The sequence below is a fragment of the Hymenobacter koreensis genome, assembly GCF_039541855.1.
Taxonomy (GTDB): domain Bacteria; phylum Bacteroidota; class Bacteroidia; order Cytophagales; family Hymenobacteraceae; genus Solirubrum; species Solirubrum koreensis.
In genome coordinates, this window is record NZ_BAABHA010000004.1 from 516384 (window position 1) to 530484 (window position 14101).

The 14101-nt window shown below is 54.9% G+C and carries 6 protein-coding genes; all 6 read right to left on the reverse strand.

Annotation, left to right across the window (positions count from 1 at the left end):
• Window positions 1-16: 16 nt before the first annotated feature.
• The 6 genes from ABD903_RS11065 to ABD903_RS11090 all read right to left on the reverse strand — a co-directional run bounded on the left by ABD903_RS11065 (window position 17) and on the right by ABD903_RS11090 (window position 13326).
• Entirely contained in the window at window positions 17-2035 is a 2019-nt protein-coding gene (locus ABD903_RS11065; RefSeq protein WP_345224165.1) for a hypothetical protein, read from the reverse strand.
• A 330-nt stretch (window positions 2036-2365) separates the two neighbouring features.
• Window positions 2366-6736, reverse strand: coding sequence for a hypothetical protein (locus tag ABD903_RS11070; RefSeq protein WP_345224166.1), 4371 nt, complete (start codon window positions 6734-6736; stop codon window positions 2366-2368).
• Between the two features lie 573 nt (window positions 6737-7309).
• The gene (locus ABD903_RS11075) at window positions 7310-8131 is read right to left on the reverse strand and encodes a DUF4007 family protein (RefSeq protein WP_345224168.1); all 822 of its coding nucleotides are present in this window, start codon (window positions 8129-8131) and stop codon (window positions 7310-7312) included.
• 19 nt (window positions 8132-8150) lie between these two features.
• Window positions 8151-8981: a phosphoadenosine phosphosulfate reductase family protein gene (locus tag ABD903_RS11080; RefSeq protein WP_345224169.1), complete on the reverse strand. Its 831-nt coding sequence runs from the start codon at window positions 8979-8981 to the stop codon at window positions 8151-8153.
• 12 nt (window positions 8982-8993) lie between these two features.
• Window positions 8994-12344: a hypothetical protein gene (locus ABD903_RS11085; protein WP_345224171.1), complete on the reverse strand. Its 3351-nt coding sequence runs from the start codon at window positions 12342-12344 to the stop codon at window positions 8994-8996.
• A gap of 4 nt (window positions 12345-12348) precedes the next feature.
• Window positions 12349-13326: a DUF4007 family protein gene (locus ABD903_RS11090; RefSeq protein ID WP_345224173.1), complete on the reverse strand. Its 978-nt coding sequence runs from the start codon at window positions 13324-13326 to the stop codon at window positions 12349-12351.
• Between the last annotated feature and the right edge of the window lie 775 nt (window positions 13327-14101).

Below are 14101 nucleotides of genomic sequence, written 5' to 3' on the forward strand. Positions count from 1 at the left end.
AGGGCCCGACAGGGACTTAAAACAGATCATCAAGCGGGTTCGCCGCGTTCTGTCGTAGGTCAGTGTTACGAAGGTCGGCAGGGACGACGAAAGAATGTTGTTCGCCGTCGGGAGTTTCCAGCGTGATAGTTACCTGCGTTTTTTCCGCCTGGGCAGCATCCGGCCAGCGCGGCAATTCAATTGCCCTTACCAACTCGGCTGAATCAGGTAATAAATCATCGAAAACCACTTCTAAAGGTTCGACGCGAGGTATAATAACCTCAACACGCCGTAAGCGGGCAAGCCGTGGGCTGCTGTTTACTAGGCGTAACGTAGCCGTTCCCGTGCGATTGGAACGAGCTTCCCCAGTGAGTATCCCTCCGACAATCAACTTAGCCAGCTGGCTGTGCAGCTCAATCCATGGCACAACAACCTCTTCGGGCCATGCTCCGCCGTGGGGAAACAAGTCGGTTCCCCCGCGCATTCCTCCATTGTTGTTTACAATTTTAAAAGACGCATCGGTACGAGCCACGGCTACCCAATCGGGTAAACGGTATCGGTCTGGATCCAGCCAACGAACACTCTCGCTGTCTACCGCGCCCTCAGGACGTGGAATGGGGACCGTAGCTGGTGCTTTAGCTCTGAAGGCTGCGCGGCCATGTCCGGTAAATCCAGGAATTGGCTCTAGCGTACGCGGGCTTTCGCCCAGTAAACGGCCGTGGTCAGTAGTGATAAGTACCCGCACAGCAGTTGTTACAGGTACCGCAGCAACAGCCTCACAAATGCTAATAGCAAGCCCATTTAGTGAGCCTTCAGCTTGGTTGCGGATGGTTTGCGCGCTACCTGGATGATGGTAGATCGAGTCAGGTTCCGGCGGCTGCCAAACCAACACTTGACCAGCCTGGGCAGTTTGTACGGCTTCAGCCAGGTTATCTATGCCTCGAACGTCGGCCGGAGGAGTGGGCTGTTGAGCAAAGTAGTTGGCTCGAGCGGCAGCAGTGTGGTGAAGTGGAACCGCCCATCGAACGGCACGTTTGGTGTGAGAAGTAATGGTGGGAACCAAACCGAAGCAAGGTATAGCCGCAGCTAAACTCAACCGACCAGCGGCACGATTGACCACCAGCTGTTGAAGCGTAAGCGCATCATTCCAGCCAAGGCCGTCGGCGATAATCCACAACACTAATTCATCAGAAGCAGGCATTTTTAAGGCACGCTTGGCCCAATACTGTTGCTGATGAGACGCTGTAGTGCCCACCAAATGATCGGGGTAGGCAGCGAGGAACCAGTCGCTAAATCCTTTAGCTAAGAGCTGCACTTGGGCAGCAGCAGTTGTGTTAGTTCCATGGCTGGCTTGCCAGCGTCGGTAAGGTAAATACTGCTCAATGGCCCACTGCAGTGCAGCCGCGGGCTCCGTAGGTGTTGTAGTTGGAACGGGTGGCGGCACCAAGCGACGAAGAGTGGTGCAGATGAACGGCGTAGCCGATGGGCTGCGTTCTAAAACAGACACTAACTGCTCGGTAGCTGCTTCGGAAAACACGGGCAGCTGTAACTGCTGGACTAAAACATTTAGTGCCGCTGATCTGATTTCGGCGCGCTGATGCTTAGCCGTTTGCTGTTGCCACCACAGCAAGGCAGCCTCATGTTTAACAGATGCTGCGCTAAGAGCTGTAACCACTTGCTGACTAAAAGTAGCATTGGCAGTGGTTAACCAAGGAGAGATGGTCAAAGGAAACTGCTCAGCCCAAGCCAAAGCCGTCGAAAGCGAAGCGGGTAGCGCAGAATGGTCAGCGTAACCAATCCAAGCAGCTAAAGCAGTCTCCGCTTCGGAAGGCGTGACAGGAAAAAGAGGTGCCGCTGCTGGGTAGCTTAGGTACCATGAGGCCAGTACGCGACGCAGCAGTGGAAGGTGATGCTCTGGTATTAATGCACCGGCGTTGGTCAGCCAGGATAGCCACTGTGCCGCTTGCAGACGCAAAGCTGGTGCTGTAGGATGGGCAGCGATGTTCTGCCAGTGGGCGCCAAATCCCGGGTATAATGCTTTTAACAGATCGGGCAAGGACGGTAGACTTGCCGGTGGTGGAGTAGGCAAGTCGGCTATTATCTGCCGAGCCTGAGCTTCAGACAATGTAGAGCAGCGTTCTAGCAATTGCATAGTGGGTGAAGTGCACTCCACTACATCACCCCCGCGGGCCTTCCACCACTTGTAGGCCCACTTGCACCGCTCTGACCCACGCACCAATACTTTGGGCGCAACCAAACCAGTAACATCAACAGTAGCCCGAAGCCAAGCAACGTCTGTTTCGACCACTGCATACCCAACTGGTACGGGGGCATCACCCGCAGGATCGAGCAACAGCAAATGAGGCGCGTAAGAAGAATTCATGAATTACTCGAGTTCAACAAGTACTTGCTCTTCGAGCAACTGGCGAAGCCGTGCTACACAACGGGCGCGTTGACTGGCATCTTTAATCTTGCTGAACCGATCAGCTATGTCCTCAACTTGGTCGTCATCAAGGCGTTTTTGTAGCGCCTTCTCTAGTTTATCCCGGCGGGGCTTCTCGTCTTTTGGTAGGAAGTGAAAGGTCTTCGCATCAGCCGCCCGCAAGTCAGCAACCAATTTCGCTGTAGGCTCGGCAGGATCTTTTTGCTCGCTACGAGCAATCAGCTCACTAAGCAGATCCACAGCCGCTTGTACTTGCGTCGCAAACGCTCCTTCTACGGCCTGTTTAGCTTCGCCAACAAATGATTGCTGCGTTTCAGTGGTGCCAGGAATCTGTATAAGCTTGTCGTACTTCTTCAGAAGTTTTTGCAGCTCGCCTGAATTCTCAGGTGCCTCGTCGGCGAGGTCGATTAATCCATCGAGAATTTTGGTCCAGATGCTGCACCACTTCAAAGCTTCCTCGTATTGATCCGCTTCAGGTACGGCCTGTTGGTATAGAGCGTGCTTGTTTTGCAGGCTAGTCGTCAGCGACGCTACCTCCCGGAGCAGCACCTTATTGCTTTTGCCTTTGTGCTCTGGCAGTTGGCCTGCTTTAACTACATACAATGCAAGCTCTTGCTCAAGCTGCAGAACCCGGGCTTGAATTGCATCATCAGTCGTTTGAAGTGCATTGACACCTTTATCAGAATAGGCTGATTGGTTTTCTATTTCAAGCAAAGCTCGGCGTAGATCTGCCAAGTTGCGCAGCTTTTCTAGCTCTTTGAGACGGCTTAGCAGGGCCGCGTCTTGCTCTTCTTCCTCCAGCCGCGCTTTTGCGTTATTAACACTGATCAAAGCATCCTCCACCTTCGCTTGCCCAACTTCATCTTCGAGACCAGTTAGGTGCAGCTTGATTATTCCTAAGCGGTTGGCATTTTCCTTACACTTAGCAATGGAGTTGACTTGAAGGGAGGAAGAGTAAGTATTACTGGCGACAGTGACTAACGAACGCAGCGTATTTAACACTTGAGCTTCTACCTGTGCGGCATGGTTCGGGTGTTCGGGTAACACGCTGACCTGTGGAGCGCCCACACGAACTTCCGAAAGGAGTTTGACTGCCACACGAACGACATCGGTATGGGCGCCGGTAAGCGCCGGCAGTTCTTCTAAAGTACGGTCGAGATGAGCGTGGTAGTCCCGGATTTTCTGAATGGCAGCTGCTAGTTGCGGAGCAGCTTCTTGGGCACGCTCCCGCAGCGCGAGGTCGTTTGCCTCATTGACACCATATTCCTGCAACTCAGCTAAACGATTAATTGCCTCAGCGAATTCGAGGGATTTATGTTCCTCCCACTCGCGCAATACCAACTCGATACGCTCATTAACCACGCCCTGGTCCTCGCGGGCCGCATACAGGTTGAGTGTACCAAGTAGTGTAGCAATTACCTTTTCAAAATTGGTTTCAGCTGTAAACCACTGCTCACCGCTTAGGCGTTGGCCTGTAGCTCCTTGATAGAAAGTTAGCGTACGGCGGTGCCGGCCTGCCCAAGCGCAAAACAGTAGTCCCAAAGCATAATAATCATACCCATAAGGAGCATTGAGAAGTTTGAGCAGGGGCTCACGAAGCGACACGCGGTCGTCGGGACTTGTTCCGGCCTTCACAGCATCTTCCAATACCTGCCAACCCCGTTGCACTACATCAAGACGTGGATCAATAACTCGCAAGCCTTTGTCTACTACGGCCCAAGTAGTAGGCGAATCCATGAGAACCTTGTCGAATACTTTGCGAGCAGGTGCACCAGCTGAGCCACGGGTGTTTGCTTCCCAATCGATGAATTTGTCGCGCCGCAAATAGTCACAAGCAGTCCATACCCCTTTACGGTAGCTAGTACTACTCATCGCATCGTCGAGGTACGGAGCGCGCCAGCCATAGGCTGGTGCGTAACAAGCTTTGAGCAGAGCCCGCAATGAGGGCGTTGGAATAGTAGCAAAAGCGGCATTCACAGTAGGAGCATACACGCTAGGCACTCGGTAGTCCGCTATCTTCTTTTCCTCGTCACGTAGCTTGCCGATCTCAACCTGTCGTTGTTCGGCGGTCTGAGCTTGAATCTGCTCGATGGGTTTTTCGCCGAAGTCGGCGCGGGTCGCAGGTCCCCAGTTGTTGAGTACGTGCTGCTGCGCTAGTACCCGGAGCAGACTCGCATGCGGTTCTTGAGGCAAAATCAAAATCGCGGGAGGTGGATAAGCCGAATCCAACTCCTGCAGCACGGCCTCAAAATCAGCCGGGGCATGGGCACGCAACCAAGCCACGTCGTCATCGGTGTGGCCAACAGGGCGCACAGCGTAGCCACGCCGCACGCTAGTGTCGAGCCAGGTACGCTCAGCATTGAGTTGATAACGACGCAACAGCTGACGCAAATAGTCTCGCGACCAAAGAACACGAGGTACAATATGGACGGGAGCACCCCAATCGATAGGATTGCCAAGGGACACTTCTTCGGCGTAGTTGAGCGTAGGCAGCTGCGCGCTTAGAGCTTTAGCAAAGTCAATAGGGTCGGCGACTAGTTGATCTGTTTCAGCGGCTAGGGCACGACCGGCTTTCATACCGTCTTGGCTTAAACTCCAAAACAGATACTTTTTGCCAGCTGGGTCGTGCTGAATACGGCCATCGGCTGCCAACTCACGCAGGGCCTTGCCGACTTCAGCACGGGGGTGGCCGCACAGAGCTGCTATGATACCTTCGTGGTCGGTTATGCCGGTACCAATAGTAAGGTTAGCCGTTTCACGCACAAACATGGCCGCAAGCACGTCGGACTTGAGGTGCGCAACGTCTGACTTACCTAGTTGTGGAATACTAGCATCGGCTAAGCGCAGAGCATTGAGGTAGCGGTTCCAATCCTCGTCTTTCTTCGCTAACGACTCTTTGAAGTAAGCTACCAGCTGAATGGCGGAGATGAATTGCAGCGTGCCATCGGCGGTAAGGGCAGGGTAATCAGCGAAGCGACGATAAGCCTCTTGAACGAAGCCCAAACTGGGTCTGGCAGAAACGGTTTCGCGAATACCCAGGGTGCATAGCAAAGCCGTGGTCAGAGGGTGTAAGGGAAAACACTCGCGCCCAAGCTGGTCCTGTACCTGCTGAGCCGTCCAGCTAGCATAACGAGCTGGGAACAACAGCTTGGTCATATCGATAGCCGCATCAAGCCCTGCTTCAGCAGCTGGGTTATCATCGAGCAATGCATTCCAGTTGTTGACGTCTTGCTTAAGGAAGTCGCCTAGCACAGCCTCGAGAGGAGACACCAACGCCTTGCGGTGAGGGTCAGGGAAGCGCGTAAGTTCTTTGTTTACTTCTTCAATCCGCGCTGCGTTGGCCCCCATGACACGCCGAGCAATGCCCTCCGGGTTAGCCTGGGTGAAAGCTACAATAGCCGCCCGACTAAGTCGGCTGGCAACACCTTCGAGTAAGTTCTGCAGGGGCTGGTTTTTGCTGAGCAGATCGTATTCGCGAGCGTAGTCATCGATGAATCGCCCAAACTCGTCGAATAGCACGAGCAGACCTTCAAATTGCTTGCCCTCGCCGCAAAACTCATCGACGACGGTTTCAATCATCTGCTTTGGCCCCAGTGTATCACCAAATGCGGGCGGAAACCCGGTGACGTGATGCACCATCTGACTTAGTTGCTCGCGGTATTGGCCCCGACGTGTGCTAAGGTCGTCACGGAGGTCCTGCAGGGAGAGAACTGGGTTAAGCGTTTGCAGGAATGCAGTGGCTTTGGCTACCTGCTCGGGATTTTGGGAAAGAGCCGCGAGTCCTTCTTCGGCTGGCTTAAACCAAAGTCCAAGCTCGATGTGCTTGGTATCCGGGTTTTCGGCAAATGCCTTTTCGAGGCCGCGTGCTACACCCTGAGCCAAAGTGTAAGGCTTGTTACCGAATAGGCGCAAAATCAGATAGGGCTTACGGCTTGCCTTGAAGTTTTTGAGGCCTTCGTAATCGCCTTTTGCGTGTTTAATGGCCGACAATATTGCTTCTACTTCAGGGGAGCCGTTAGGCTTACCGAAGAAATTGGCTAGTGCCAGGGCTAAGTGGGATTTGCCGTGCCCGTAAATGGCTTCCCAGAGGTGTCGGTTACCGATTTTGGCAATTTCATCGGACTCAAACCCTTCGCGCAGGCGGTTGAGAGCACCTAGGGAAGGTAGCTCCTCCCCTATTTGTTGGCGCGTCCATGAATATGAACCGGCTAGGTTCGCATTGTTAACGTGATTGGGATACCAGTCGAGCGCCACGTCGCTGACGAAGGCTGCTTGAGCGTTTTCAGTAGTGATTGAGTGTACAGAATAGGCCATAGGATAGCCAAGGAGGTTGGAGGTGAAGAAACCAGTGACTTATTGATTATGCTAGCAGCAAGAACCGCTGAGGCCCCCATGTCGTGGCGGGGTTAGCGGGACCGAAACGCCCTAACATGTTGGAAGGCAATGCAAGAACCAGGGGTGGCAAGTAAGTAGGCTTACCAAAAAATTGCTCCCAGAAAATAGCTCTCTCAGCTTCTGAAAGCTTCGCAAGAAGAGCATCGGCTCCCCATACCCAAACGCCGGAAACACCTGGATCAGGTGGCTCGGGGGAGTCAGGATCAGGCAAGAGGGCAAGCAAATAATTAAGTAGGCGGGCGGGGTCGAGGCTGATGTGGCCGTGCGCTTGGCACTTGTCGGCTACGTTCAGACCCAGATGAACGCTATCTAAACCTAATCCAGGCGCCCAAGTAGTAGGAGCCTCGGCGTAATCGGACGGTTTGAGAGCTACCAGAGCAGTGCGTACACGCGGAGCAGAAGGCGGACGCAAGCCAGCCATAAGCAAGCGAACTGGCAAGGGTGCAGTAGCTGAATCGGAGGCAGTGATAGTTGTCACGGGCGTAAATAAGGCTAAGCGTAAAGGGAGTCCCAGAGCGCAGCTGCATCAGTCCAGCGGCGTAATAACTGAGGTGGATTAAAACGCCGTTGGCGCTGCACTAAGCCTCGCTGTGGATCGGCTAGTTCGGCGAGTTTAGCATTAAAGCCATCGACACCCAATAACAAGATTTTCGGTAAGTCACTTTGTGTCAGCTGCTCCTCATCAATGGACGCAGTATTTGAAAAATTTGCTTGCCAATAGTCAGCCAAAATGCAAGCGAATGCAGCGGCTGGTATTGGCAAAGGAGTACTCATTTGATACGACCCAGATTGTTCTTTGTACTCACCTGACTTATCCTTTCGTTCGGGAAAAATGCCTAATTCATATAAAGACACTTTCTTAGAATAAGTCCCTAAAAAGGATGTTGCAGCTGAATCAAGAGTAGAGAATGATTGTTCCTTTTCGACTGTTTTAGAAGAGAATTCAGCTATTTTATTCCTTGTCAATTCCATATTTAAAATAGTACCCAAGACCAGCTTATGGACAACTAAGTCACCCCAGAAATTAGGCGTTGAGTAATGAGGAGCGGAGAGAAAATAATGCAGAAGCCAAAGCGTTTCCGGCCTGACTAAATTTGGATCATGAGATAATACTTGTTCCCCAAATTGTGTGGGTGCCCAATCAGAACTAATTAGACCAGCCCTTCGACAGTAGCCTTTAGCAGCAGGTATTTTAATATTTACAACCATTGTATCCGCTACATCTTGTCCCTCAGAACAAGCATGTAGCACCGCGGAAACCTCTGATCGAATCAGAGGGAATGTACGTCCGAATGATAATCCAAGATCAGACATGGCTGGGTTGTCATGTTTATTATAAATGACAGATTAAGCAACCCTCCTCACTATCGTCTTCCTCACTTAATATGTCTAAAAGGCTCACTGGCACAAAGTTCTGCTGACGCTCAAGGCGCTTTTGCAAATCAGCCTTGATCTGTGCAATTCTTTCAGGACTTTCTAGTTCGCTTAAGCTTTCCCGCTGGTTCCATGTGTAACGTGCACCCGTTTGCTCATCGAAGCGCTCAAATTCTTTAGACTTCTCAAAAAGATCGGGGTGACGTTCCTTCAGCCCTACCCATTCATTGCGTTGCTGGTAGAAGCAGAAGTAGCAGCCTGAACGGCTACGCCACTCATAATACTTGGGTAGTCCAAGTCCCGATTCATTGAGAATCTGCATTACATCGTCATATCCTAAACCATCATCCTTGAAGGGCAGGATAGGAATGATATTGGACTTACTCGATATGTAGCCAGAACGGTTTTCATCAGCTCGGATGCCAACGTATGAATAAACCAAGTCGTCACCTACAAAAGCCTCGAAAGGTTTAATCTTCAGTAGCTCCGTACACCAGCGCTGACGCGCTGACGGCAAAAAGCCGTTCCGGATATCCAGATGATGTTGAAACGGTCTATCGGGATTTAAACGAGTAATCTTCTTACCTAACTGTGCTTCAAGCAACGCTAGGTAATCGTAGGTTTCAGGCAGCTCTTCACCGGTATCGGCGAAAGCGTATTCCATTACAGGCACTTTGTCACGCATGTAAAGGGCCAAGGCAGTAGAGTCTTTACCACCGGAGAGGCAAAGAATATGGCGCACCTTTTGGCCTTCAGGATGCAGTGGGCCGGTATAGTTGGGTAGGTTCACGATACTTCGGAATTAAGATTGTTTTTCTAGCTCATCGAGCCACTGAAGCACTGCGGCCCGCAGCACGTGCGTAGGTACCGAAGTGCCACTAGTCGGCCGGGCAATAGTGTCAAACTGCACCAGCAGCTGCTTCACTTGCTTGCGCTCGGCCGGAGTGATAGACACTTTGCGCGGAGCTGAAACGCCCGGAGCGGCTTCGGAGCCAAACGCCGTATGCAGCGCAGACGCAATGGGAGCTACGTAGCTGGGTAACGCTGCCACATCAACGTCGCGCCAACGCTCAACAGGACGGTTGGCTACCAGGGCTAGTACGCGGTCGAGGTCGGCTTCGGCGTCGTCGGACGAGCAACGCGAAACGAGCGGATTGAGGGTTGGCCCAGGGTGAGGCAGCTGTTGCAGACGCTGGTGCAAATCGAGCCAGCTTTCGGGACCGATAGGTAAGCCGCAGGCCCGCAACAGCACGTCGCGGCCTTCGGCGCGCACCGCAGGATAAGCAGCGCCCCAGGCTTGCAGAGCTTCGTTGAGGCGAGCAAAGAATAGGTCGAGGCGGGCGGAATCGGCGGACGCATCGGCGGGCAACGGAGGCAACCCCAACGCTAACGGTGCAGCGTGGAACAGCAGATGCTCGGGGGCTTTACTTTCCAGGAAGGCATCGCGTAGAGCCAACGCTGCCTCGGGGAGGCGGCGGGTTTGCTTGGTAAACTCGGATAGACCATCGAGCATACGCAACAGACGGCGAACTACGGGCACTAGCTGGGGCTGAACGCCGGTAGACTGAGCAATACGTTCCACTACGGCCCGGCGGGCACCGCTTACGCGGCTATCGGCTAGGGCAAACATATCGGGACGACGTAGGAGTAACTCCCAATCGGCTTCTTTCTCCTCAGCTAAGAAGTTTCCTTCACGGTACAGCGACGTGTCGCCGGCGAACACGCGGCGGAACAGAGCCACTAGAACGGGTAGGATACCTTCAGATACGCCGTAGGGCGCGGCGCGCAGGTGCGCGTAGAAGTCGGGCAGCGCGATAGGGCGGGCAGAGTTAAATACCAACCGCTCCATAGCCTTCCAAACCGGACGCAAGTTGGCTTGGTCGGTGGGGGTGTCGGCAGGGCTACGCCAAGCCCACATATCGGCATCCACCTCGTAGTGCAAGCCCGTAGCGTGCAGCACCGAAGCGTACATGGCGTACTCGGGTGGGAAGCCTACGAAGCCCAGGCGTTCGACTTCACCGCGGTCGAGCATGGCCTTCACCAAGGCTCCCCGAGCGGCGGCCCCGGCTGAAGACAGCTGACGGCGGTTGAGTAGCTCGTTACGCAAAACTGGCGTGTGCGGGAACGTGGCGTCGGCTAGTACGGACAGCTGGCGGCTGAAAGAGCGCGCATCGGGCAGGGCTACTGACTGCCCCTGGGTGTACCAGGCAGCGGCCGACTCCTCCGAGGTAAGGGCTACCTCGGCGCCGAGAGCCGGGCCAAACAGGCGGCTCCATTCGGAACGGAACAATACTTCGGCTTCGTGACGGCGCAGGGCTAACTCGCGTCGGGCGGCACGGTCGCCTTGTAGGGCAGGCACGTGTTCGAGCACGACGCGGGCGGCAGCTAGGTCATAAGCAGCTTCGCGCAGGGCTTCGGTTTCCGTAGCTACGGCTACTAGCAAGTTGGGCTGAGCCAAGCTCTGCGTCGTGGCAATGGCCTGAAACTCGGTAGCATCGTCGGGCGCTAAGCAGAGCAGCACGCTCAGGTCGGCCGGACGCTCAGCAGCACGCTTAAGTAGAGCTTCGGGGCGCAGCACCTCTACTCCTACTGGACGCAAGGTGCCGGTGCGGAAAGCATGACGGCGCGCAACGAGGCGCGGCAGGGCGAACAGCACGGGGTCATTGGCCGCTGCAATCAATACGTCGCCGGTAAGGGCAGAGCGGGCGGCTGCAAGTTCGGCAGCTACGTCTACGTCGCCGCCTTCCCACAAGCGGAAGCTACCACGGGCCCGGCTCCACACGATGAGGGAGCGACGTTCGAGCTCGGCAATGGCTTCGGGCGTGTTGGGGCCAAGGGCGGCCGCCAGCACCGTAGCCGAAGCCGGCAACCGAGACTCGCGTAGCCAACTCAGCAATGCTACGCACTTAAGCACACGCACAGCCAGCTCGCTCAGCGGTGGGTTCTTGGTTACGCACTGCTCAACTATCTCTACCGCCTCGTGCCAGGGCCGGGCGGTGGGGCCGGTATAGTGGGCCAGCAGCACATCGCGGCCGTAGTCGAACAGGCGGTCAAGGCGGAAGAAAGCGGGGTCGGCAACGTCGAAGGCCTGCTCTTGCAGGAAGCGGCCTAGGGCACTGTTCTCCTGACCTTCCAAGAAGTTGAAGACGCTGCGGTGGCTTTGGCCGGCCCGACGGAACAAGGCAGGCAGGGCTAGTAGGGTGACCGGGTGCAGTGGGTATGCCGCACGAGCCAGGTCGGGAAAGCGGTCGGCAAGGCCAGTAGGCAGCAAGTGCGCGGCTGGGTTCATTACCGGGGCCAGCTGCGCTGAGAAGGTACCGTTAAGGTATAGGGCAGGCTGATGCTCAAGAGCTCGACCAATGAGGTCCATGCGCTCTACATCGGACGGGAACAACGGCAGCTGACGGAAGCGTTGCGCCACCTTAGCCCACTCCCCTTGCTGCGTACGTCCGAGGCGGTGCGCGTAAGCCTCGGCATTTTGGTGCATTATGGTGATGACCCATAACTGACCATGCTGGGGGGCGCGTGAGGCAGCTTCGGCTAGCTCTTGCAGTACGAATATGTCGCCTTCCTGCGGGTGGTTGGCGGCGTACTCCAGGAACTTGCCAGCTTCGTCGACGAGCAGCAGCAGACCCTGCGATGTGGCGCTAGCGGCTACGGCTGCGGCAGCAGCCAGGTAAGCATTCGCGACGTTGCGCGGCGTGGGCTTGCTCTCGGCTGTTAGTAACGCTTGCGGTATTGCGGGTGCGCCGGGCGCGGTTTCGAGGGCGTGCCGGAGGGCGGTTAGTAGCGTCGGGGCCAGGGCGGACCGGGCACCCACTACCGGTACTGGTAACAACTGGGGTACTACGGTGCCTACCGTAACGGGCAGCTTTACGCTAGCGCGGAACGATGTGTCGGATACCAGCCGGGCTAGATAGGTAGCGAAAGCGCTTTTACCGGCGCCATAAGGCCCAATGAGCGACAGGGCGCGGTCTGCGGGGGTAGCTTGAGCCCGGAGCACACCTTGCAGAGCTTCAAGGGCCGAGGTGGTGAGGAAATAGCCGTCGGATATAGCATGAGCGGCTAAGTCTCGCTCCAAATGCACGGAACGCCCGAAGCGGGGCTTAACAGAAACGTATTCGGCCAGCAGCGGCGAAGTAAGATCAGGCATGTAATTAGGCAACTGGCTGGGCAGCGTAATAAGAATGAAGCAAGGCTTCGGGAGTCAGGGCTTCGGCGGAAGTGCGAACTACTTGCCGCACGAGCGGCGTGTCTTCGAAGCGCAGCCGCCCTTGGGTTAGCTCTTCTAGTTGATCGAGGTAGCGTAACACGGAGTCTTCGTCCAGTTTGAACACCACGCCTGGCGAGCCTTCAGCATAGGCTATATCACGGGCGGCGATAGTGCTTGTGCCGGGGTACTTCCAATCCCAGAAGTTTAGCAAAGCCCAAGCAAACAGAGCTGGTGGTAGGCTGGGCTTGGGGCCCACGGCGAAAGTATACTGCTCTTGGCTGCCGAAGCCGGGACGAATTAAGCCCAGCTCCCGGAGGGGGCAGTCGAGTCCGTCTTCGGCATTTTGGCTACGTTCGGCGGCAGCCAGGTAGGTCAGCAGGAATACGTTGACGTCGCGCTCAATGGTATCAGCGGAAGGAGTTTTGGACGAACTAGCGCGGGCGGCAGCCAGTACGGACGCTGACAGAGAAGTACGGGTCCACTCCCACTCGCGCCAGACGTTGAAGGCGTACGCCCAGGTGTAGGCTTGGCTGCCAGGACCGCATAGCTTCCAGTGTAGCAGCCAAAGCGTACCAGGGTCCTCTAGGTAGGGGTCTGCGCCGTCGTCGGCCAGCAGGTAGTTGCCTAAGGTAGTCGGCAGCATGTAAGAGCTGCGCTCGGCTACGGGTGCGGCCATACCGGTGGCAATCAGCCAGTGACGGATGGCGGTGACCATGTTCTTGCCAACGCCTAGCAGAACCAGCGCTTCGTCAGAAGAGAACAGCGTGGGGTACTTCAGCAGCGCATCGACTCCTTTTTTAAGCCAGGAGGAGCGTAAGGCAAAGGTTTGGTGGCCCGCAAAGCTGGGTGGATTGGGCAGCAGTGACTGAGGAAGCGGATCGAAAAAGCTTAACGTAGCGCTATCGGTCTGATGAGCAAGCATATAGACAAGTCTAGTGGGCAACACCTAGGGTAGGTGTTAGCAACTCAGCTTGAAATGTCGGTAAAGAATATTGAACATGCTACTATGATTTTTGGCAATGCATCGAAAGAGTAGCTACATCAATGGGTTAGCGTTGGTGATACCAGTAAAGTAGATAGCTCGTGTTAGGTAATGAAAGCTACAGGGGTTAGTAAAGAGTGTATGCAGTAGCCACAGTGGCTGAACCATGCCTCATGTTAGTTGAGGCGAGGGCATTCTGGTTGGCTACCACCATTACCTCGTGGGTTCTGTTTTAAGTTTTTAAATAATTTGAGCTTGCTACTGAGCTGCTTGACGCACATAAAAATTGTCAAATATGCTTCCAAGACTGGTTATCCGCCTACTCATTGAGCCGACACTGATGCTGCTCAAAGCGGTTGTGTACCGCAGATTGTTCAACCGCAGCAACTCCGGGTCTACCATGCTAGCCCCATAGAAAGCGGTTCAACCTTGATTCAGCGCAGCCCGGAGCAGTTGCATGATCATCAAACCTAATCAACGCTTGGCTTCGCCGCGCTGCAGCTGTATGACTATGGTCTTGCACTGGTCGCCTGGCACGCCTGTTAGGGGCAGGTGAAATTGAGATGAAACCTTTCAATTATATGAAGCGAACCAATACACGACGGGACATAAGGCTCTGACAGTATCTGCGCCACGGGCAGGTACAAAACTAAGAGCCTGTTTGGGAATTAAGGAAACCGATTCAAGCAGAGCGTGACGTTGGCCCACAGAATCC